20 protein-coding genes are annotated in these 20693 nt (G+C 64.2%); 8 read left to right on the top strand and 12 right to left on the bottom strand.

All coding sequences use genetic code 11. The annotated features are described in order from the left end of the window. Positions 1–1152, top strand: a complete 1152-nt coding sequence (locus ACWCOP_RS09140; protein WP_478247975.1) for an EAL domain-containing protein — start codon at positions 1–3, stop codon at positions 1150–1152. A 118-nt stretch (positions 1153–1270) separates the two neighbouring features. Here the strand turns inward: ACWCOP_RS09140 and ACWCOP_RS09145 are convergent, their stop codons facing one another. Next, positions 1271–1753: a redoxin family protein gene (locus tag ACWCOP_RS09145; protein WP_478247976.1), complete on the bottom strand. Its 483-nt coding sequence runs from the start codon at positions 1751–1753 to the stop codon at positions 1271–1273. 122 nt (positions 1754–1875) lie between these two features. Here ACWCOP_RS09145 and ACWCOP_RS09150 point away from each other — a divergent pair, with 122 nt between their 5' ends. Continuing rightward, positions 1876–2454 carry a YqgE/AlgH family protein gene (locus tag ACWCOP_RS09150; protein ID WP_478247977.1) on the top strand — a complete coding sequence of 193 codons (579 nt, stop codon included), beginning with the start codon at positions 1876–1878 and terminating at the stop codon, positions 2452–2454. Between the two features lie 6 nt (positions 2455–2460). On the opposite strand, the gene rnhA is transcribed toward ACWCOP_RS09150, so the two are convergent. The 9 genes from rnhA to coxB form a co-directional block, all read right to left on the bottom strand. After that, positions 2461–2901 carry a ribonuclease HI gene (gene rnhA / locus ACWCOP_RS09155; RefSeq protein WP_478247978.1) on the bottom strand — a complete coding sequence of 147 codons (441 nt, stop codon included), beginning with the start codon at positions 2899–2901 and terminating at the stop codon, positions 2461–2463. A gap of 17 nt (positions 2902–2918) precedes the next feature. Then, a complete protein-coding gene (locus tag ACWCOP_RS09160) occupies positions 2919–3347 on the bottom strand; it encodes a DUF1801 domain-containing protein (protein WP_478247979.1) in 429 nt (142 codons plus the stop codon). 35 nt (positions 3348–3382) lie between these two features. After that, positions 3383–3784: a DUF983 domain-containing protein gene (locus ACWCOP_RS09165; protein WP_478247980.1), complete on the bottom strand. Its 402-nt coding sequence runs from the start codon at positions 3782–3784 to the stop codon at positions 3383–3385. A gap of 19 nt (positions 3785–3803) precedes the next feature. Further along, positions 3804–4691 (bottom strand): cytochrome c oxidase subunit 3, encoded by an 888-nt coding sequence (locus ACWCOP_RS09170; RefSeq protein WP_478247981.1) that lies wholly within the window; start codon positions 4689–4691, stop codon positions 3804–3806. Positions 4692–4799: 108 nt separating this feature from the next. Continuing rightward, the gene (locus ACWCOP_RS09175; protein ID WP_478247982.1) at positions 4800–5396 is read right to left on the bottom strand and encodes a cytochrome c oxidase assembly protein; all 597 of its coding nucleotides are present in this window, start codon (positions 5394–5396) and stop codon (positions 4800–4802) included. A gap of 1 nt (position 5397) precedes the next feature. After that, positions 5398–5634: a hypothetical protein gene (locus tag ACWCOP_RS09180; protein ID WP_478247983.1), complete on the bottom strand. Its 237-nt coding sequence runs from the start codon at positions 5632–5634 to the stop codon at positions 5398–5400. Between the two features lie 9 nt (positions 5635–5643). Further along, positions 5644–6669, bottom strand: coding sequence for a heme o synthase (locus ACWCOP_RS09185; protein ID WP_478247984.1), 1026 nt, complete (start codon positions 6667–6669; stop codon positions 5644–5646). Positions 6670–6706: 37 nt separating this feature from the next. Continuing rightward, positions 6707–8329 carry a cytochrome c oxidase subunit I gene (gene ctaD, locus ACWCOP_RS09190; RefSeq protein WP_478247985.1) on the bottom strand — a complete coding sequence of 541 codons (1623 nt, stop codon included), beginning with the start codon at positions 8327–8329 and terminating at the stop codon, positions 6707–6709. An 11-nt stretch (positions 8330–8340) separates the two neighbouring features. After that, entirely contained in the window at positions 8341–9213 is an 873-nt protein-coding gene (coxB, locus tag ACWCOP_RS09195; RefSeq protein ID WP_478247986.1) for a cytochrome c oxidase subunit II, read from the bottom strand. Between the two features lie 235 nt (positions 9214–9448). On the opposite strand from coxB, the gene ACWCOP_RS09200 reads away from it, so the two are divergent. From ACWCOP_RS09200 to ACWCOP_RS09215, 4 genes are all read left to right on the top strand, one after another. Next, positions 9449–10084, top strand: a complete 636-nt coding sequence (locus ACWCOP_RS09200) for a hypothetical protein (protein WP_478247987.1) — start codon at positions 9449–9451, stop codon at positions 10082–10084. A 168-nt stretch (positions 10085–10252) separates the two neighbouring features. Then, entirely contained in the window at positions 10253–11665 is a 1413-nt protein-coding gene (gene tldD / locus ACWCOP_RS09205) for a metalloprotease TldD (RefSeq protein WP_478247988.1), read from the top strand. A 93-nt stretch (positions 11666–11758) separates the two neighbouring features. Further along, positions 11759–13852: a TonB-dependent receptor plug domain-containing protein gene (locus ACWCOP_RS09210; RefSeq protein ID WP_478247989.1), complete on the top strand. Its 2094-nt coding sequence runs from the start codon at positions 11759–11761 to the stop codon at positions 13850–13852. Between the two features lie 30 nt (positions 13853–13882). Continuing rightward, positions 13883–14752 (top strand): aspartyl protease family protein, encoded by an 870-nt coding sequence (locus ACWCOP_RS09215; protein WP_478247990.1) that lies wholly within the window; start codon positions 13883–13885, stop codon positions 14750–14752. A gap of 58 nt (positions 14753–14810) precedes the next feature. Here ACWCOP_RS09215 and ACWCOP_RS09220 read toward each other — a convergent pair whose 3' ends face one another. Together ACWCOP_RS09220 and ettA are read right to left on the bottom strand one after the other, a co-directional pair. After that, complete coding sequence (locus ACWCOP_RS09220) at positions 14811–16622, bottom strand: peptide MFS transporter (protein WP_478247991.1); 1812 nt, start codon at positions 16620–16622, stop codon at positions 14811–14813. A 190-nt stretch (positions 16623–16812) separates the two neighbouring features. Continuing rightward, on the bottom strand, positions 16813–18477 hold the full coding sequence (gene ettA / locus ACWCOP_RS09225) for an energy-dependent translational throttle protein EttA (RefSeq protein WP_478247992.1): 1665 nt from the start codon (positions 18475–18477) through the stop codon (positions 16813–16815). A 202-nt stretch (positions 18478–18679) separates the two neighbouring features. Between ettA and ACWCOP_RS09230 the strand changes: the two genes are divergently transcribed. Both ACWCOP_RS09230 and ACWCOP_RS09235 read left to right on the top strand, forming a co-directional pair. Further along, complete coding sequence (locus ACWCOP_RS09230; protein WP_478247993.1) at positions 18680–19315, top strand: hypothetical protein; 636 nt, start codon at positions 18680–18682, stop codon at positions 19313–19315. Further along, complete coding sequence (locus ACWCOP_RS09235) at positions 19312–20616, top strand: MFS transporter (RefSeq protein ID WP_478247994.1); 1305 nt, start codon at positions 19312–19314, stop codon at positions 20614–20616. Before ACWCOP_RS09230 ends, ACWCOP_RS09235 begins: the two co-directional genes overlap by 4 nt. Positions 20617–20693: the final 77 nt, after the last annotated feature.

Below are 20693 nucleotides of genomic sequence, written 5' to 3' on the forward strand. Positions count from 1 at the left end.
ATGACGGGCTCCCTGTTCACCGCCGCGGCCGGCGCCGCCGGCGCCCTCGCCCTGTCCTATGATCCTGCAAGTGATGCGCTCACCCTCGCCGGGGATCCGTCGCGCCTGCATCTGCCTGAAGCCTGCGCCGATCTCGACGCGCTGAAAGCCGCCGCAGCGCCTGGGGACCGCGCCCTGCTGGACGCGCTGTCCACGGCGTCTGACCTGGACGCGCGCCTGCGCCTGATCGGGACCGACGGCCAGGTGCGCTATGCCCGGCTTGTTGGATCGGGCGAGGCCGGCGTGTGGCGCGGCCTGCTGATCCCGGCGGGCGCCGGGCCCACCGGCGGGCGGGCGCGCATGGATCTTGAAGCCGCTCTGGAAGACGCGCTGAGCGCCGGCGACGTGGTCGCCTACCACCAGCCCATCGTCTCGCTCTCCACCCGGCGCCTGGCCGGGTTCGAGGCGCTGGCGCGCTGGGTCCGTCCGGACGGGGAAATCACTGCGCCGGACGATTTTCTGCCGCTGGCCGCAGAAAAAGGCCTCACAGCGACGCTCGGCCGGGCGGTGCGCCGGGCCGCCGCCGGCGACGCCGCCGCATGGCGCGAAGGCGCACGCCTGGCCGGTCTGGGCGTCGCCGAGCCGCTTTTCATGGCGGCCAACGCCACCGCAGGCGAGATCTGCACGCCGGGCTTCGCCGACACCCTGCTGGCCATGCTGGAGGAGACCGGCCTGCCGCCCCGCCGCTTCAAGCTGGAGCTGAGCGAGAGCGAGGTGATGCGCGATCCCGACGCCGCCGAGATCGCCATGAAGGCTATCCGCGCGGCTGGAGTCTCGCTGGCGCTTGATGATTTTGGAACCGGGTATTCGTCGCTGTCGCGCCTGGACCGCTTCCCGTTCGACACGGTGAAGATCGATCAGTATTTCGTACGCGCGGCGCTGGCCGACGCGGCGGCGCGCGCCATCGTGAAAAGCGTCGTCACCATTGCTCGAAGCTATTCCATGACCGTCGTGGCCGAGGGCGTGGAGACGGAAACCGCCGCGGCCATGTGCACCGATCTGGGCTGTGATTTTGGTCAGGGCTGGCGGTTTTCACGCGCCCTGAAACCGGAAGACGCCGCCACCGCCGTGCGCACCGGCATCAAGGATCGCTTCAAGCCAGCGGACGAATAGCATGACGCCCTGAGCGTCATGCTATTAACGGCGCACTGGGCGGCGGAGAAGGTGAGCGCGGGCCCCTCCCCCGGCCTGGCCGGAAAGGAGAGGCGCCGCGCCCGCCGCGAATGCGGTCCTACAGCTTGCTGAGCATGTGCTCGGCGCTGGAGACTTCAAACCCGCCGGCGTCTTCGATGAAGAGGTGCTCGACCTTTTTATCGTTCACGACCATGGCGTAGCGCTGGGAGCGTTTGCCCATGCCGAATTTCGAGCCGTCCATTTCAAGACCCACCGCGGCGGCGAAATCAGCGTTGCCGTCAGCCAGCATCATCACCTGATCGCCGGCGTTCTGATCCTTGGACCAGGCGGCCATGACGAAGACGTCATTGACCGAGGTGCAGGCGATGCGGTCGACACCCTTGGCCTTGAGGTCGCCGGCCTTTTCCACGAAACCGGGCAGGTGGCGCGCCGAGCAGGTGGGCGTGAACGCGCCGGGCACGGCGAACAACGCCACGCGCTTGCCGCCGAACGCGTCGTCGGTGGAAACCGGGGCGGGGCCGTCCGCGGTCATGGTCATGAAGGTGATGTCCGGCAGGGTGTCGCCGACTTTGATGGTCATGGCGGGGCCTTTCTTTCAAAAAACAGGTGGACTGCACTTAGACCCGCCGCCCCCGTGCGGCAAGGCGCCGTGATGACCGCGCGGTACTGGACAGGCCGCGCGTAAGGGCTGAAGCTTGGGCCATGACCCAGCCCGTTTCACAGTCCGGCTATCTGGGCGGAAAGCTTCTGATCGCCAGCCCGCTGATCGCCGATCCGCTTTTTGAGCGGGCGGTGGTGTTCATGTGCAGCCATGACGACGACCAGGCCATGGGGCTGATCGTGAACCGGCCCATGGACGGGCTGCACCTTCCTGAACTGCTTGATCAGCTGGAGGTGGGCGGCGCCGGCAAGGCCGCCGACGAGCCGGTGCTGGACGGCGGCCCGGTGGATCGCGATCGCGGTTTCGTGCTGCACACCCCCGATTCCGGATGCGGGCCGGGCAGCCTGATCATCGAGAAACGCACCGCGCTGACCGCCACGCGCGAGATCCTCGACTGCCTGGTGAGTGAAACGCCGCCGCGGCGCGCGCTTATGGCGCTGGGCTATTCAGGTTGGGACGCCGGCCAGCTGGAAGACGAGATCGCGGCGGGCGCCTGGCTGGTCGCCGACGCGGACGAGGATTTGCTGTTCAGCACCGGCCATGACGACAAGTGGGCGCGCGCGCTGGGCCTTCTGGGCGTGACGCCGGAATTTCTCACCGCCGCCAGCGGGCACGCCTGACCTGCGTCAGTCCTTCAGCGTGTTGATGGCCTCGCGCGCCAGCGCGTCGGCGCGCTCGTTTTCGGGGTGGCCGGCATGGCCCTTCACCCACTCCCAGGCGACGTGGTGGCGCTCATTGGCTGCGTCCAGCCGGCGCCAAAGATCCTCGTTCTTCACCGGCTTTTTCGCAGCGGTTTTCCAGCCGTTTTTCTTCCAGCCATGGATCCATTTGGTGACGCCGTCGCGCACATAGGTGGAATCGGTCACCAGGCGCACCGTGCAGGGCCGCTTCAGGGTCTCCAGCGCCACGATCGCCGCCATGAGCTCCATGCGGTTATTGGTGGTCTCAGCCTCAGCGCCGGAGAGCTCCTTCTCCTTGCCGCCATATTCCAGGATCGCGCCCCAGCCGCCCGGCCCCGGATTGCCCGAACACGCCCCGTCGGTGTGAATGACGACGGTCTTGGTCATGGGCGATGCTCCGCAGATCAGCTTGCCTGGACGTCATACTTCAAGGCGAGGTCCCTCACCCCTGCTTTGATCAATTCGGCGAGCACGTCCAGATCGATATCGGCCAGCTTGTTGACGTAGAGGCAGCTCTTGCCCGTGGCGTGCTTGCCAAGGCGCGACAGGATCTCGCTGTAATCGGCGTAGCCCGGCAGGATGTAGACGGAGTGCTTCGCCTTGCGCGGGCTGAACCCGGTGGCGAGGAAATCACCCTCGCGCCCGCTGTCGTATCTGTAGTGATACCGGCCATAGCCGATCATGGACGGTCCCCACATCACTGGCGCCCAGCCGGTCGCGCGGCGAAACAGGGCGTCCAGCGCCCTCGCCTCCTCGCGCTTGCGCTCGGGCTCCACGCTGTCGAGGAAGGCCTCGGCGGTGATGTCCGTGGGCTGGGTCTTGTTGTCGGCCATGGCGTCCTCCTGAAGCGAGGATAGCTGGACGCGGCTCAGCTGTCGCCGCCGGCGGGAGGATCAGGTGGACGATCATCTTCGTCCAGCCGGGCCTCCTGGGCCTTGTTGGCGTATTGCAGTGCGAAGAGCACGCCCTTGAAGGGGCGAAGCAGAGCCGCGATCAGAAGGCCGCAGAGCGGGAACCAGAGGGCGATGTGCACCCACATGGGCGGCGTGTAGGCGACCTCCACCACCAGCACCAGCGGGATCACGATAAAGCCCACCGCGAACATGATGAAGACCGCCGGGCCGTCGCCGGAATCCTCGCCGGTGAAATCAGCGCCGCAGGAGGCGCAGTGATCTGTGATGGTCAGATAGCCGGAAAACAAACGCCCGCCTCCGCAAGCCGGGCAGCGCCCGGTGAGTCCTGCGAAGACGGGGTTTGGTGTGTCGGTCAAAGCGTCTGTGAGCGCCCTGTTATGCGCCGAGGCCCTGGAAGGCCACATAGACGAACACGAACAGGAACAGCCAGACCACGTCCACGAAGTGCCAGTACCAGGCGGCGGCTTCGAAGCCGAAATGCTTCTCGCTGGTCCAGTGACCGGCCAGCAGGCGCAAAAGGCAGACGGCCAGGAAGATCGTCCCGATCACCACGTGGGCGCCATGGAAGCCCGTCGCCATGAAGAAGGACGCGCCGTAGAGATTGCCCGCGAAATCGAAATGGGCGTGGGTGTATTCGTAGACCTGCAGCGCGGTGAAGCAGAGGCCGAGAATGACGGTGAGCAAGAGGCCCAGCTTGGCGCCCTTGCGGTCGTCATGCTGCAGCGCGTGGTGCGCCCAGGTCACTGTGGTGCCCGAAAGAAGCAGGATCAGCGTGTTGATCAGCGGCAGGTGGAAGGGATCAAACGTCTCCACCCCCGGCACGCCGTCGGCCCAGCCGGAGAAATCCGCGCCGATGGCCGGCCCGTACCATTCCGGCCCGGCGCGCACGCCGTGGAAGATCGCCATTTCAAAGAAGACCCAGAACCACGCCGCGAAGAACATCACTTCGGAGACGATGAACAGGATCATGCCGTAGCGCAGGCCGAGATCCACCACCGGGGTGTGATCGCCCTGGCGGCTTTCCTTGATGACGTCCGACCACCAGCCGAACATCACATAGAGCACCAGCCCGATACCCAGCAGCAGGATCCACGGCGCGCCCTTGGCCATGAAGAAATAGGCCCAGCTCGCTTCATCGAAGACGAGGCCCTTCATGAACACCACGAGCCCGAAGCACAGGGTGAACGCGCCGAGCGAGGCCACGAAGGGCCACGGGCTCGGCTCGACGAGGTGGTAGTCGTGTTTGACGGCGCCGCCGGCCATGAATCGTCTCCTGCCAGTCTTCTCGGTTTTGACCAGGTCGGAGGCGTGTATAGCCCCGCCGCCACCGGCCATCAATTGCGATGCGCGCCTGAAGGCAGGCGCGCGCTGTTATGACGCTTGCGCGCTCTCTTGGAGCGCGCGGGCGGTGTCGTAGACACCCTCCTCGCCTGCGGTGAAGAAGGTGTAGGACAGCGTGACGGTGCGGACATCGTCCAGCCGCTCTTCCTCGTCCATCAACGGATCAACGAAGAAGATCACCGGCATATCCATCGATTCGCCCGGCTGCAGCGTCTGCTCGTTGAAGCAGAAGCATTCCAGCTTGGAGAAATACGGCCCCATCTTGAACGGCGTGACGTTATAGCTCGCCACGCCCGTGACGGGCCGGTCGGTGGTGTTGGTGGCGCGGTAGAAGGCCAGCGCCGTCTCGCCCACGCGCACGGTCATTTCGCGCTGCAGCGGCTCAAACGTCCAGGGAAAGTCGCGATTGACCGAGGCGTCAAAGCGCACGGTGATCTCGCGCTCGAGGATCTGGCCCGGATCATACTGGGCGATCCGCGTAGTGCCGCCATAGCCGGTGACCCGGCAGAACAGATCGTAAAGCGGCACCGCAGCGTAGGCCATGCCCACCATGCCGGCCACCACCACGGCGCAGGCCGCGACGACCTTCATGTTGCGGTCCAGCGCGCTCAGCCAGCCAGCGATCATCTCAGGCTCCCGAATTGTAATTGGACGACATGCGCACGACGGTGACCAGGAATATCAGGACGATAAAGCCCACCAGCCCGAAGGCGATCGCAATATTGCGGCGCTTGCGGGCGGCTTCTTCGGCCGGCGTCAGCTTCACCGTTTCGATGATGCGGCCGTGGGCGTCGCGCAGCTTGTCGTCGCGCAGCGGATCTCCGCCGGGGGCGGGCGGCTCGTCTCTCAAGGTGTCGCGAGTCATCATCGCTCCTTAAAACAGCTGTCCAAGTGCGATATGCGCCCCGGCGCCGTGCTCGGCCAGAAGTGCGGCGAAAAGCAGCGACAGGTGAGCGATGGAATAGGCGAACAGGTCGCGCGCGGCCTTGTCGCCGACGCGCACGGCGTAAAGCTCATCCTCGGCGTTCGGCACGTCGCCGGCGCGCGAATTGAGCACGCGCAGAGCCAGAATCGCGAACAAAAGCCCGCCAAACCCGGCGGCGAGCGCATAGACCAGACCGCCAAGCCCGGTGATCACCGGCCCCGCCGTCGCGGCCAGATAAAGCACGGTGTACATCACGATCTGGATGCGGGTGGATCTGGCGCCCTTGGCCACCGGCATCATGGGCACGGCGGCGGCGGCGTAGTCGCCCGACTTGTAAAGCGCCAGCGCCCAGGAATGGGGCGGCGTCCACAAAAAGATGATCGCAAACAGGATCACCGCGTCCACGCTCACCGAGCCGGTGGCGGCGGCCCAGCCGATCATCGGCGGAAACGCGCCGGCGGCGCCGCCAATGACGATGTTCTGCGGCGTCGAGCGCTTCAGCCACATCGTGTAGATCACGGCGTAGAACAGGATGGAGAACGCCAGCAGCCCGGCGGCGACATAGTTGGTGATCAGCGCCAGCACCAGCACCGAGCCCAGGCTCAGCACCCCGGAAAAGATATACGCCTCGTCCGCCGGCACGCGCCCGGTGGGCACGGGGCGGCGCCGGGTACGCTTCATCACCGCGTCAATATCGCCGTCATAGGCCATGTTGAACGCGCCCGCCGCGCCGGCGCCGACGGCGATGGCGAAAATCGCGATGGCGGCGGCCAGCGGATTCATCCCGCCCGGGGCGGCCACAAGGCCGGCGAGCCCCGTGAACACCACCAGCGACATCACCCGCGGCTTCATCAGGTCGAAATAATCGCGCCAGGACGCCTCGGCCGCGCTGCGCGAGCCGGTCGTTTCATGAGGCGCGGGCGACGCTGCGTGTGCAGCGCCGCCCGGCTTCAGATCTGCAGTGGATCGGGTCACGAAGTTCCCTTGCTGCAAGCTCTAGATCAACGCTCGCCTATTTGATTTTCGGCAGCTCGTTGAACTGGTGGAAGGGCGGCGGAGAGGACAGGGTCCACTCCAGCGTGGTCGCGCCTTCGCCCCAGGGGTTGGCTTCCGCCGGGCGACGGCGCATGGCCGCCTCGATCAGGAGCGCGAAGAACACGACCATGCCCGCCGCCATGATCAGATACCCGTAGGAGCTGACCAGGTTCCAGAACGCGAAGCCGTCGGGATAGTCCACATACCGGCGCGGCATGCCGGCCAGGCCCAGGAAGTGCTGCGGGAAGAAGATCACATTGGCGCCGACGAAGAACAGCCAGAACTGAACGCGGGCCAGCATGGAGTTGTACTTCACGCCGAAGATCTTCTCGAACCAGTAGTAGAAGCCGGCGAAGATCGAGAACACCGCGCCAAGGCTCAGCACATAGTGGAAGTGGGCCACCACGTAATAAGTGTCGTGCAGGGACTGGTCGACGCCGGCGTTGGCGAGCACCACGCCGGTCACGCCGCCTACGGTGAACAGGAAGATGAAGCCGATCGCCCACAGCATCGGGGTGCGGAAGGTGATCGAGCCGCCCCACATCGTGGCGATCCACGAGAAGATCTTGATGCCGGTGGGCACCGCAATGATCATCGTCGCGGCCACGAAATAGGCCTTCAGGTTCACGTTCATGCCCACGGTGTACATGTGGTGCGCCCACACCAGGAAGCCGATGAAGCCGATCGCGACCATGGCGTAGGCCATGCCCAGATAACCAAACACCGGCTTTTTGGAGAAGGTGGACACGATGTGACTGATCATGCCGAAGCCGGGCAGGATCAGGATGTACACTTCAGGGTGACCGAAGAACCAGAACAGGTGCTGGTACATCACCGGGTCGCCGCCGCCGGCGGGATCAAAGAAGGTCGTCCCGAAATTGCGGTCGGTGAGCAGCATGGTGAGCGCGCCCGCCAGAACCGGCACGGCCAGGAGAAGCAGGAACACCGTCACCAGGATCGACCAGACGAACAGCGGCATCTTGTGCAGGGTCATGCCCGGCGCGCGCATGTTGAAGATCGTGGTGATGAAGTTGATGGCGCCCAGGATCGAGCTGACGCCGGCGATGTGCAGGGCGAAGATCACCAGATCAAAGGCCGGGCCGTTATGGCCGGTTGTGGACAGGGGCGGATACATCACCCAGCCGCCGCCGAAGCCGTTGTCCCCGCCGGCGCCCGGCACGAACATGGAGATCAGGATCAGCAGGAAGGAGAAGGGCAAAAGCCAGAACGAGATATTGTTCATGCGCGGGAACGCCATGTCCGGCGCGCCGATCATGAGCGGCACCATCCAGTTGCCGAACCCGCCGATCATGGCGGGCATGACCATGAAGAAGATCATGATCAGGCCGTGCATGGACGTGATCACGTTATAATTATGCTCGTTGCCCCAGAATCCGTTGTTGAAGACCTGCAAGCCCGGCTCGGCCAGCTCCCAGCGGATCAGGCCGGACATGGCGCCGCCGATCACCCCCGCGATGATCGCGAAGATGAGGTACATCGTGCCGATGTCCTTGTGGTTGGTCGAATAGACCCAACGCTTCCAATCCCACAGGCTGGGCGTGTGGTCGTCATGATGGTGCGTCGCACTGGCGTCCGTCATCATCGCACTCCTTATTGGGCGGAGGCTACGCGGGTTTCGCCGCGCAGCGCGTCATAATGGGCCACGAGAACACGGGGCGCCTCGTAGGGGTCTTCATTGGCGGCTTCGATCCAGGCGTCGAACACGTCCTGGGGCACCACGTGCACCTCGATGGGCATGAACGCATGGCGCAGGCCGCAGAGTTCCGAACACTGGCCGTAGAACACGCCGGGCTCGTCCACGACGAACCAGGTTTCGTTCAGGCGGCCAGGAATCGCGTCCATCTTGATCCCGAAGGCGGGCATGGCCCAGTTGTGGATCACGTCCGAGGCGGTCACCTCCATGCGCACCGTGGCGCCGGCCGGAACCACCATGGGAAGATCGGTCGTCAGATTGCGGTGCGCCTCCATGGGCCAGCCCGCGACGTCCTCGTCGGCGATCATGTTGGCCACGTACTGAAAGTCGCCGTGATCGGGATACTCGTAGGTCCAGTTCCACTGATTTCCGGTCGTCTTGATCGTGAAGTCGGCTTCTGGAATCACGTCCTGGAAGTAGAGCAGGCGGAAGCTTGGGATCGCGATGATCACCAGGATCAGGATCGGCGCGGCGGTCCAGACGATCTCCACCAGCGTGTTATGGCTGGTCTTGCCGGGGGTGGGATTGGCCTTGCGGTTGAACCGGACCATCACATAGACCAGAAGGCCCAGCACCAGCAGGGTGATGGCGGTGATGATGATCAAAAGCTCGGTATGGAAGCTGTGAATGATTTCCATGACCGGCGTCGCGGCCTGCTGGAAGCCCAGCTGTCCGTCCACCGGGACGCCTGCAGACGTCGCCGCCGCAGCGGCGGCGGTGAACATACAAAACATGGCGCCGATGGCGCCCAGAGCGGCCGTTACACGCATGGCTCCCCCGAGGGACTAGAGATGATTTCACAACCGGGCGAACACGCCGCCCTGTCTGGATCGGGGCGGAATATAGGCCCCGCCCGGCTCACTGTCAGCGCGATATAAGCGCCTTTTTGTCGCAAGGCCCGATGTTTTTTCATCTAATCAGGAAGACCGGGCGCAAAGATGCCGTTGGCCTCGCGCGTGCGGATTTGTTAATACTTTCCTTACGCTGCGCCACGAGGAGGGGTCCATGGCCGACGAGAGCGACGAGAACACGACCGAGCACGGGGATTTTGGCAAGGCGCTTCGCGGCGGCCTTTGCGGATTCGGGGCGGCTCTGGCCTTCGCGGGGGCCGCGTTTCTCGCGTTCAACGCCAAAGCCCAGGGACAGGCGCCGGTGGAGCGCCCGGCCTTGGTTTCCGCCCTTGAAGAGTGCGAATCAGGGGCTCAGGAAAGCGCCCTCACCGCCCGGGCGCTGGGCGCCTGTGATCTCCTCATGCGCAGCCCTGATCTGGACGCGGCCATGCGGGCGCGCGTGCTCATCAATCGCGGGCAGATCGCCCATCGCCGCGGCCAGGCGGGCCCGGCCCGCGACGACCTTGAACAGGCCGTCCAGCTGGCGCCCGATCTGGCGCCGGCCTGGCTGAATCTCTCGGCCATGCGCATCAAGGCCGGCGACGCCGCCGGCGCCGTGGTCGCGGCGCGCCGCGCCGAATCGCTCGGTGCGGACCGCGCGCAATCCCTGTTCAATGAGGCGATAGCCCTGGAGACCCTTGGCCGGTACGACGCCGCCTATGACGCCTATGTGGCCGCCGCCGGCGCCGCGCCGGACAATGCGACCTTCCAGGCCCAGCCGGCGCGCTTCCGGCGCCATCGGCCGGGATAGGCCGACCGCTCCCGCCACGCCACGCCGATTCGTCCGCAAGGGTGAACGATCACCCGCGCCTGGCCCGCACCGCGCCACCGCGCGCGGGGATCACACACGCCCCGCTCGCATCGCGCCGGCTTAGCCTCTATGTCTAGGTGCAAGCTGATTTGATCGTCTGGAGCCGCCATGACCGCCGACCCCTTCGCCAGTTTCGAATTCGACGCCGAGGACGCGGCCCGCGTGCTGGACGCCTCACTGACCGGCGCCGATGACGGCGAGCTGTTTCTGGAGACCAGCACCAGCGAGAGCCTCGCCTTCGACGACGGGCGCCTGAAGGTCGCCAGCTTTGACGCCGAGCGCGGCTTTGGGCTGCGCGGCGTGTTCGGCGAGCGCACCGGCTTTGCTCACAGCTCCGATCCCACCCTGGCCGCGCTGATGCGCGCCGGAGAGACCGCTTCGGCGGCGCGCAAGGGCGCGGACGCGGTGATGGCGGCGCCGCCGGCGCGCACCAATCGGCATCTTTATGAAGACATCGACGTGATCGGCGCGCCGGGCTTTGACGCCAAGGCCGCGCTGCTGGCCGAGATCGACGCTTACTTACGCGCCAAAGACCCTGAAGTGGTGCAGGTGAGCGCCTCGCTCTCCGGCTCGCGCCGGGTGATCGGCATCGTGCGCGCCGGCGGCGATGTTCGCGCCGACGTGCGCCCGCTGGTGCGTCTGAACATCGCCGTTACTTGTGAGCGCAAGGGTCGCCGAGAGACCGGCTCGGCCGGCGCCGGCGGCCGGGCGGAATTCTCCCGCTGGCTCGCGCCTGAAAACTGGAAAACCATGGCCGACGAGGCGCTGCGCGTCGCCAAGGTCAATCTGGAGGCCGTGGACGCCCCGGCGGGCGAATGGGATCTGGTGCTTGGCCCGGGCTGGCCGGCGGTGCTGCTGCACGAAGCGGTGGGCCACGGCCTGGAAGGCGATTTCAACCGCAAGGGCACGAGCGCCTTCGCCGGCCGCATCGGACAGCAAGTCGCCTCCAGAGGCGTCACCATCGTGGACGACGGCTCCATCAATGAGCGCCGCGGCTCATTGAGCTTTGACGATGAGGGTACGCCCACCGGGCGCACGGTGCTGATCGAGGACGGGGTGCTGGTGGGCTATATGCAGGACCGCCAGAACGCCCGCCTGATGGGCATGGAGCCCACCGGCAACGGCCGGCGCGAAAGCTACGCCCACCCCACAATGCCGCGCATGACCAACACCATCATGGAAGCCGGGAACCACGATCCCAAAGAGATTCTGGAGAGCCTGGACGACGGCATCTATGCGGTGAATTTCGGCGGCGGCCAGGTGGACATCACGTCCGGCAAGTTCGTGTTCCGCTGCACCGAGGCCTACCGCGTGCGCGGCGGCAAGGTGCAGGAGCCTATCAAGGGCGCCACGCTGATCGGCGACGGCCCCACCGCGCTGACGAAAATTTCCATGATCGGAAACGACATGAAGATGGACCCCGGCGTCGGCGTCTGCGGCAAGGCCGGACAGGGCGTGCCCGTGGGCGTCGGCCAACCCACCCTGAAGATCAAGGGCCTCACCGTGGGCGGCACGGGGTAGCGCTGATTTCGCAGCTGCACCATCACGCCCTCGTGATGATTGTTACTGCGGTTAAATCCCTATTCACCCCGCGCGCCCTTATGTTGCTGCGCCATGAGAATAGAGAATTGCTTCAAAGCCTTGCTGAGCGTGGCCGCGTGTGCGGCGGCGCTCAGCCCGCCCGCCCTCGCCGGGGCTGACGCCGCCGCCGCCGACGCCATGGCGGGCGAGGCGCGCAGCGCGGGCGAGGATGATGTGCTTGTCTTCCAGCCGATCTTCTTCGCCGACTATAATCCCCAGACCGCCGCCGACATGGTCGCGCGCGTGCCCGGCTTCTCCATCTCCAATGGCGGCGGCGGGCGCGGCCTCGCCGGCGGGCTGGGCAATGTGCTGATCGACGGGCGCCGGCCCAGCTCCAAGAACGGTGTGAGCGCGCTCTTGTCGCGCCTGCCCTCGGACACGGTGGAGCGGATCGAGCTGATCCGCGCGCCGATCCCCGGCGTCGACATGGCCGGCCAGGATCAGGTGGTGAATGTCCTCACCAACCGCACCGGCGGCTGGTCGGGCGCCTGGCGCGGCCGTTCGGCGCTGTTTGAAGGCGGCAGGCTTGTCCCCTCCGGCGAAGTGAGCGCCACGCGCGCGAGCGCGCAAACCACGCTGACGCTGGGGCTCGATCTGTCCGCCCACGCCAACGGAAACGACCAAGAACGGATCGTCCGGCGCGTGGATTTCTCCCCCCTCACCGCCGAGCGCGAGCGGTCCCAGAACCGATTCGACGATCTCACCGCCTCGGTGGCCTACGCCCGGGAGTTTGACGCCGGCCACGCCTTGAGGGTCGACGCACGCGGCTGGGTCTGGGGCTCCGGCTTCAATCGCCATGGCGGCGTGCGGACGATCGCCGGCGCGCCGCTCAATGCGGCGTTCGGCTCTGGCGACACCGCCGCCACCGGCGGTGAAGCCACGGTGGATTTCGACTACGCCCTTCCCGGCGCCTGGTCGCTGAAGCTCACCGCCCTGCAACGCCTTACCGAGAAAAGCGGCGAGGACGTCTATGACGATTTTGCTCCCGACGGGCGGCTCGCCGGCCGCCTGACCCTCGTCGACGCCGAGACCGCCGGAGAGAGCATATTGCGGCTGGAGACCCGCAAGAGCGAAGGCCAGGTTCACGCCACCACGCTGTCGCTGGAGGGCGCCTATAATTTCCTGGAGGGCGCGTTTGATCTTTTCGACGGCGAAGACCTGATCCCCATCAATGTGCCGGTGAGCGACACCAAGGTGGAGGAGCACCGGGTCGACGTCTCGGCCCAGCGCATCTGGCGCCCTCACCCGGCCTGGACCTTTGAAGGGGTGTTGGGGATGGAGCTGTCGCGTCTGACCCAGAGCGGCGACGCGCAGAAAGAGCGCAGCTTCGTCTTCTTCAAACCCGAGCTCACAGCCAGCTGGACGCCGAACGCCCGCGATCAGCTGCGCCTGTCGGCCCGGAGATTCGTCGGCCAGCTCTCCTTCGGGGACTTCATCTCCTCCATCAACGTCAATGACGACACCAGCCAGCAGGGCAATCCCGATCTGGAGCCGGAACGCACCTGGCGGCTGCAAGCCGACTGGGAGCGCCGCTTCGCCGAGGAAGGGTCCCTCACCCTCATCGCCCGCCATGAATGGGTGGAGGCGGTCTCCGGCCTGGTCCCGCTGGCCGGCCGGTTCGACGCTCCGGGCAATCTGTGCGACGGGCGGCGCTGGCGCCTGCAGGCCGACGCCGCGACGCCCCTGGAAGCGCTGGGCATACAAGGCGCGGTCCTGTCAGGATCGGCCATGGTGCGCGAGACCCGGGTCAACGATCCGGTCACCGGCCTGGAGCGCCGCTTTCGCGGCGATGAAGACTGGCGCGCCAGCGTCGATTTTCGCCAGGACCTGCCCGGCGCGGGCTTCGCCTGGGGGTTCGACTATTCGGTCCAGGGCGCGGAGGATTTCTACCGTCTGGACCAGTTTGAGCGGATCACGCCGGCGCGCGGCGATCTGGACCTGTTCGCAGAGACCCGCCGCCTGGCGGGCCTGACGGCGCGCGTGGGCGCCGACCTCAATCTCGGCCGGCAGGAGCGCACGCGCTATGTCTTCTCCGGCCCGCGCGATACCGGCGATATCCTTGAGATCGAAACACGGACGGTGGACTATGACGGGCAGGTCTATTTTGAACTGAGCGGCGTATTCTGAACCACGCCTTCACCGGAGTTGTTTTAGCCCATGCTCCTCGGCGCAGCCCTTCTGGCGCTCAGCCTGCAGGCCGAACCCTCGGCCAGCGCGATGGGACGCGCCCTGGACGGGCGACGCTCCATCCAGGTGATGATCGAGGGGCGCGGGCCCTGGCCGTTCATTCTGGACACCGGCGCGAGCCACACCGCCATCGCCCAGCCGCTTGCGGTGGAGTTCGGGTTTGAACCCACCGGCGTTCTTCACGACGTCCAGACGCTCACCGAAGAAATTCGCTCCGAGCGGCTGGTGCTTGCTGATGTGCGCGCAGGCGGGGCCACGGCCGCCCATCTGGACATGGTGGTCGTGGACACCCCCACCGATCTCGACCTCAATTATTTCGGCCTGCTCGGTAATGACATGTTCGCAGGGCGCACCCTGTCCATCGATGTGGCGAACGCCGTGCTGACCCTCGACTCGCCGGCGCCCGCCCATGAGGACGCCCGCCTTTATCCAGGTCGCAACGTGCCGGTGGGCGACATCATTCTGCACCGCGCCGGTCCGCCGGTTCGCGTCCTGATCGACACCGGCTCGGCGCGCACGATCATCAATTCCCGCCTCGCCCGCCGGCTGAGGCCTGACCAGGTGACGTTTCGCTTTGACGTGATGGGGGCGACCCGCCTCGCCCGCCGGGAAACCGACGCGGAAGCGGTGCGCATTCCCAGCTTTCGCATGGGCGGCATATGCGGGCTCGGCCTGGTGGCGGTCAACGCCGATGTGGACGTGTTCCGCGCCATGGGCCTCAGCGACGAACCGGCCATGATCCTGGGCATGGATGCTCTGGCGGAGGCGGTGATCACCATTGATCACGCCACCGGCGTGGTGGAGATCAGCATGGCGGACGGCGAGCGCTGCCTGGGCTGAAACGAAAACGGCGCGCCCGGCCCGGCGCGCCGCTTCCGGCTTCAATCAAACACCCCACTCAGGGCGCGTCGCTGTTGCGGTCCATGGACGGGCCGCCGGCTTCGGTCTCGGTGGGATGGGGCGTCATCTCCTTTGCAGCGTCGCCCATCATCCGCTTGATGATCGGGCTGATCAGCAACATCCCCACAGCGATGGCCATGGCGATGAGGCCCACCTGGGAATACACCTCGGCGTAGCCGGCCAGCGCCGCCTCGCGGTCGGTGAGCTGGCCGCCGATCGTCTCCGCGCCCGTATAGGACGCGATGACGCCGGAGAGGTAGTTCGACAGGCCCGAGAACAAAAACCAGGCGCCCATGGTCATGCCCACGACGCGCGCGGGCGCCAGCTTGGTCACCGCCGACAGGCCCACAGGAGAGAGCATCAGCTCGCCCATGGTGTGGATCCAGTAGATGGCGAAGATGAAGTAGACCGGCACCAGCGCCGACCCGGACAGCCCGATCCCGCCCACCAGCACGTAGAAACCCAGCCCCGCCATGAAGACGCCGAGGGCGAACTTCACCGGCGTGGACGGGTTCCACCGCCGCTTGGCCAGGAACACCCAAAGCCACGCCAGGATCGGTGCGAAGATGATGATGAAGCCGGCGTTGAGCGACTGGAACACCGGCGCCGGCACCTGAACGCCGAACATGGTGCGGTCCACGAAGCTGTCGGTGAACAGGTTGAGCGAGGAGCCCGCCTGTTCAAACAGCGCCCAGAACGGGATCTGCGCCAGGACGAAATAGATCGCCGCCAGCATCTGGCCGCGCTCCTGGCCCTTGGTGCGCAGCACCGCGAACCCGACCATGAACAGCAGCATGATCAGCCCGAGCGGGCCCAGCACGCCGCCGGAATATTGCGGGTTCATCACCGCCAGAACCGACACGATGACGATGGCGAGACCGGCCAGATAACAGGCGACCTCCACATTGATCGGGCCGAGCACTTTCTGCTTCAGCTTTTCAGGATCGGGCGGCTCGGCCTTGCCCTCCAGCCAGTGCTGGAAAAACAGGAAGGTGAGAAGGCCCGCCAGCATTCCAACGCCCGCCAGCCCGAAGCCCCAGGCCCAGCCATAGACGAAGCCGATGATCCCCACCGAGATCGACGCCAGAAACGAGCCCAGATTGATGCCCATGTAAAACAGGGTGAAGCCGGAATCGCGGCGCGGATCGCCCAGATCGTAAAGCTCGCCGACGATGGTGGAGATATTGGCTTTCAGGAAGCCGACACCGGCGATGATCAGCGCCAGGGCGAGATAGAGAATGTTCACAAACAGCGCCTGCTGCTCCACCCGGCGCTCCACCGCATCCATCTGGACGGTGGCGGGAAGCCCCACTGCGGCCGGGCTCTCCACGATCATCTCACGGCCCTGCTCGGCGAAGCTGACCACCGAGACGCCGGAGTCCGAGCGCACGGTCAGGTCGGCGTCGCCGCCCCGCCCGTCGAGCTCCAGCACGTATTCAGACCCCTCATAGGTCATGATCTCCTGCGAGCCCGCGCCCTCGAACGCCATCATGCCATGGCCGAGCACCAGCAAAATCGCGCCGTAGGTCACCGCCTTGCGCTGTCCCAGATAGCGGTCGGCCAGGGTGCCGCCGATGATGGTCATCACATAGACCAGCGCCACATAGGTGCCGTAGATCAGGTTCGCCTGCTCCTGGCCGAACAGGAAGTGCTGGGTGAGATAGAAGATCAGAAGGCCGCGCATCCCATAATAGGAAAAGCGCTCCCACATCTCGGTGAGGAACAGAATCGCCAGCCCCTTGGGATGGCCGAAAAAGCTGGTGTCTCGAAGTCCGGACGCAGTCGCCGCCCCGGCGTTTGTCTCGCTCACGATGAATAACCCCAATCAGCAAACGGAAATCGAGGCGCAAAGTCGCACTTTGCATCAGGCCTTACAAGACAGCCGCCACAGGTCTGTCATCCCGGCTGGAGCGCAGCGCGGAGCCGGGACCTGCGGGTGCGCTGACCCCTGAGGTCCCGGAGAGCGCGATGCGCTTCCGGGATGACAAAGGGGAGAACGGCTACCGCTCGAACTTCTGGAACTTCACGCGTTTAGGCACCAGGGCGTCGTCGCCCAGGCGGCGTTTTTTATCCGCGAGATAGTCGGTGAAGCCGCCTTCGAACCATTCCACATGGCTGTCGCCTTCAAAGGCCAGGATATGGGTGGCGATGCGGTCCAGGAAGAAGCGGTCGTGGCTGATCACCACCGCGCAGCCCGGATAGGTTTCCAGCGCGCTTTCCAGCGCCGACAGCGTCTCCACATCGAGATCGTAGGTCGGTTCGTCGAGGAGCAGGAGATTGCCGCCCTCTTTGAGCATCTTGGCCAGGTGCACGCGGTTGCGCTCACCGCCGGAGAGAAGCCCGACCTTTTTCTGCTGGTCGCCGCCCTTGAAGTTGAACGCGCCCACATAGGCCCGGCTCGGCACTTCGCGGCCGCCCAGATCAATCATGTCATGGCCGCCGGAAATCTCTTCCCAGACGTTTTTCTTCGGATCCAGCGCATCCCGGCTCTGATTGACGTAGCCGAGCTTCACCGTCTCGCCCAGCGTGACCTTGCCCTCATCGGGCTGCTCCTCGCCGACGATCATCTTGAACAGCGTGGTCTTGCCCGCGCCGTTGGGGCCGATGACGCCCACCACGCCGCCCGGCGGCAGCTTGAAGTCCAGATCCTTGATCAGCAGCTTGTCTTCGAAGCCCTTGGAGACATGGTCGAAATCCACCACGTTTCCGCCCAGGCGCGGGCCCGGCGGAATGTTGATCACGGTGTGATTGATCTTCTCGCGATCGGCCTCGTCGCGCTTTTCCTCATAGGATTTGATGCGCGCCTTGGATTTGGCCTGGCGGGCTTTCGGGGAGGCGCGAATCCATTCCAGCTCGCGGGTGAGCGCGCGCTGCTTGGCGCTTTCCTCGCGCGATTCCTGGGCCAGGCGCTTGGTCTTCTGCTCCAGCCAGCTGGAATAGCCGCCCTGATAGGGCACGCCCTTGCCGCGATCGAGCTCCAGGGTCCAGGTGGTGATGGAGTCCAGGAAATACCGGTCGTGGGTGACGATCAGCACCACGCCCTGATAGTTCTCCAGATGGTTCTGGAGCCAGGCGACGCTCTCCGCATCCAGATGGTTGGTGGGTTCGTCAAGCAGCAGTACGTGCGGCTTGGATAGAAGCAGGCGGCAGATCGCCACGCGGCGCTTCTCACCGCCGGACAGATTGGTCACCTCGGAGTCCGCCGGCGGGCAGCGCAGCGCGCCCATGGCCATTTCGATCTTGGCGTCGATGTCCCACGCGTCGCGCGTATCCACCTGCTCCTGCAGGGCGGTCATCTCCTCCATCAGCTCGTCGGAATAATCCTCGGCGAGCTTCATGGCGATGGCGTTGTAGGCGTCGTAGATCTGCTTGTCTTCGCTGCCCTCGGCGACGTTTTCCCAGACGGTCTTGTCCGGATCCAGCTGCGGCTCCTGGGGCAGATAGCCCACGCGCACGCCCTTCTCCGCCCAGGCTTCGCCGGCGAAATCGGTGTCCTGCCCGGCCATGATGCGCAGCAGCGTGGATTTACCCGAGCCGTTGACGCCGACGACGCCGATCTTGGCGTCGGGCAGGAAGTGCAGCGAAATGCCGTCAAAGACCTTCTTCCCGCCGGGATAGGTCTTAGCCAGATTGTCCATGTGATAGACGTATTGATACGCAGCCATCGGCCGGGGGCTCCCTTGGCGCTTGGAGGGGGATTTCAAGCGCCCAGCGTATAGCGGAGACAGGGGGCGGCGCGCAATCGGTGTGGGGAGGTGGGGGTGGTGCGTCGTCTCAGTTTCAATTAAATCACATTTCGGTCGCCGCCGCTGGCAACCGTCAAGCTCGTATGTATAGTGATACCGGAATATAGGGGCTCAAACGAACATGAAACCTGAGACCGCATCAGCCATACTCATCACTCACTTCCAGGCCGCACGTGACGACATTCAGCGATGGGTCGATCGTAGGGATAGGTACGCCATTCTGACTGCGGTCGCTTGCGGCTCTATTGGCTACTTTGCTGTAAGCCTCCAAGAGGATAGCGCCTTTTTGCTCCTTATTCCCGTCCTCGTTTACGTAAGTTCAAGGATGATTTGTCACGCTGAGTTATTAATCGGCAGCCTCGTACAGTATCTGCGTATGGAGTACGAAAGTGAGGTCACCGCCATAGTCGGTCGGCCGTTAACCCATTGGGACACCTCGACTGCGGCGCAGGCGTTTGCCAGCAAAGCCTCTTTTTTCAACAGGAATGCGGCAATTGGTTTCATTTACTTCGTGGCATGCTGGGTTGCGGGGGCTTATCGCTTCGGTGACGTATTTGGTAACAACGGCCCAGTTGCAACCGGGACGTTTTTTGAGGGGCTGTTGAACCTGTTTTTGGAGCCATCTCCGGCCGGGATCGTTTACATCGCTGAATCGGTGATATTTTGCCTCACCCCGTTCGTGTCCTATTTAACCATCCGCACCGCTGTGCGGCGAAGAGCCAAGTGGTTTGCAGAGGCAAGCGGGAGCGCCAATTGAAAAGAGTTTTTTTAATTTCTGTAGCAGTCGCGTTGTTATCCACACTAGGCCAACTAAGCTCAACAATTTTTACTCCGCTTTCCGAATCGATAACCACTGAGATGGGCATTGCCACGTCGAAAATTTCGACTTTGGTAAGCATTTTTTTAGTGTCCTTCGCATTTTCACAGTTATTTAGCGGTGTCATCGGGGAGCGTTTGGGCTTTATACGGATCATATTCCTGTCTATACTTATTTTTATTGGCGGCAGCATCTACGCGGCTCTCGCGCAATCGTACTCAGATCTAATATTCGCCCGCATCCTTCAGGGCGTGGGTGCAGGTCCGGCGCTCATTCTGAGCCGGGCGGCGCTGACAACCGCACTACCGCAAAAATCATTGACGACCGCGTTTGCGATTCAAAATATTGTCTTCGCGGTTGTGCCGGCGCTTGCCCCTTTGCTTGGTGCTCTCTTGGGTTCTGCGTTCGGCTGGCGCTCAGTCTTTTTTGCGACAGCCGCTCTCGCTCTGTTAATATTCGCGCTAACGGCACGTGTCCTTTCATCAGCTTTGAACGTCGCGCCAGCTTCACCTTCGGACGCCACTGAGGCAGACAGAACCGGGGCAGGCGGATACCCCTTAGGTTCTGTCCTGTTTTGGGCAACCCTGGGCGCAGTCGTTTACGCGCCTGTTTTCGTCACTGGAGGTCTTCTACCTCCACTCCTTTCTGAACAGGAGCAATGGCCCCCTACGGCTCTGGCGATTGTCACAGCAGGAGGTGTGATCTCATTTGTTCTAGGGGGAGCGATCGCGGCCGTTCTAGATCGCGACACGTCACGCCTTGGAGCCACCGAGGCCGCGAGCATGGTGCTATTTTTTCTGATCATCGCCCCAGTTCTGGCCATTACCGCTTTCGCGACAACTGAGCTCACATACGCGATTGCGACGATCTATTTGGCGACGGGGTTCGCCGGCGCAATCATGACCCTTTCGGTATCTGTAGCTATGAATACTGGCCGACGCCGGGCCGGATTAACCTCATCAATCCTGGGGTTTACCCACCTTTCGTTCGGCGCAGTCTACCTTAGCTTTTTGACAGCCACGAGATTGTCTGTGTCCGAAGTTGCATCCATAGTTAGCCTCACAGTCTGGAGCGGAGTCTTGGTGTTTGTTATGCGTTTCATCATGAAAGAGCAGGTATGGAAGTGGCGGTGGGGCGCTTTTGAACGAAATCTTGCAACAGGTGAATATTTGCTCCCCTTCGGCCTTCTGTCTCGAATCAAGGAAATCAAAGAGTTTAATAACTCTAATAAGCATCAATAATTCCACGCGGAGCCCTTCGTTTAACTACTACGATTAGAGTGAATTTCTTGCGAATTACGCTAGAGACTTTTGGTGTT

This window comes from Apolloniradiicaulis salifontis (genome assembly GCF_053756655.1).

Excerpts from the sequence above, each read along its gene's own strand:
- ACWCOP_RS09145 (WP_478247976.1), bottom strand. The coding sequence starts at position 1,753 with ATGACCATCAAAGTCGGCGACACCCTGCCGGACATCACCTTCATGACC.
- ACWCOP_RS09175 (WP_478247982.1), bottom strand. The coding sequence starts at position 5,396 with ATGATCGCTGGCTGGCTGAGCGCGCTGGACCGCAACATGAAGGTCGTC.
- ACWCOP_RS09150 (WP_478247977.1), top strand. The coding sequence starts at position 1,876 with ATGACCCAGCCCGTTTCACAGTCCGGCTATCTGGGCGGAAAGCTTCTG.
- ACWCOP_RS09170 (WP_478247981.1), bottom strand. The coding sequence starts at position 4,691 with ATGGCCGGCGGCGCCGTCAAACACGACTACCACCTCGTCGAGCCGAGC.
- ACWCOP_RS09230 (WP_478247993.1), top strand. The coding sequence starts at position 18,680 with ATGAAACCTGAGACCGCATCAGCCATACTCATCACTCACTTCCAGGCC.
- ettA (WP_478247992.1), bottom strand. The coding sequence starts at position 18,477 with ATGGCTGCGTATCAATACGTCTATCACATGGACAATCTGGCTAAGACC.
- coxB (WP_478247986.1), bottom strand. The coding sequence starts at position 9,213 with ATGCGTGTAACGGCCGCTCTGGGCGCCATCGGCGCCATGTTTTGTATG.
- tldD (WP_478247988.1), top strand. The coding sequence starts at position 10,253 with ATGACCGCCGACCCCTTCGCCAGTTTCGAATTCGACGCCGAGGACGCG.
- ctaD (WP_478247985.1), bottom strand. The coding sequence starts at position 8,329 with ATGACGGACGCCAGTGCGACGCACCATCATGACGACCACACGCCCAGC.
- ACWCOP_RS09200 (WP_478247987.1), top strand. The coding sequence starts at position 9,449 with ATGGCCGACGAGAGCGACGAGAACACGACCGAGCACGGGGATTTTGGC.
- ACWCOP_RS09210 (WP_478247989.1), top strand. The coding sequence starts at position 11,759 with ATGAGAATAGAGAATTGCTTCAAAGCCTTGCTGAGCGTGGCCGCGTGT.
- ACWCOP_RS09180 (WP_478247983.1), bottom strand. The coding sequence starts at position 5,634 with ATGACTCGCGACACCTTGAGAGACGAGCCGCCCGCCCCCGGCGGAGAT.
- ACWCOP_RS09160 (WP_478247979.1), bottom strand. The coding sequence starts at position 3,347 with ATGGCCGACAACAAGACCCAGCCCACGGACATCACCGCCGAGGCCTTC.
- ACWCOP_RS09140 (WP_478247975.1), top strand. The coding sequence starts at position 1 with ATGACGGGCTCCCTGTTCACCGCCGCGGCCGGCGCCGCCGGCGCCCTC.
- ACWCOP_RS09215 (WP_478247990.1), top strand. The coding sequence starts at position 13,883 with ATGCTCCTCGGCGCAGCCCTTCTGGCGCTCAGCCTGCAGGCCGAACCC.
- rnhA (WP_478247978.1), bottom strand. The coding sequence starts at position 2,901 with ATGACCAAGACCGTCGTCATTCACACCGACGGGGCGTGTTCGGGCAAT.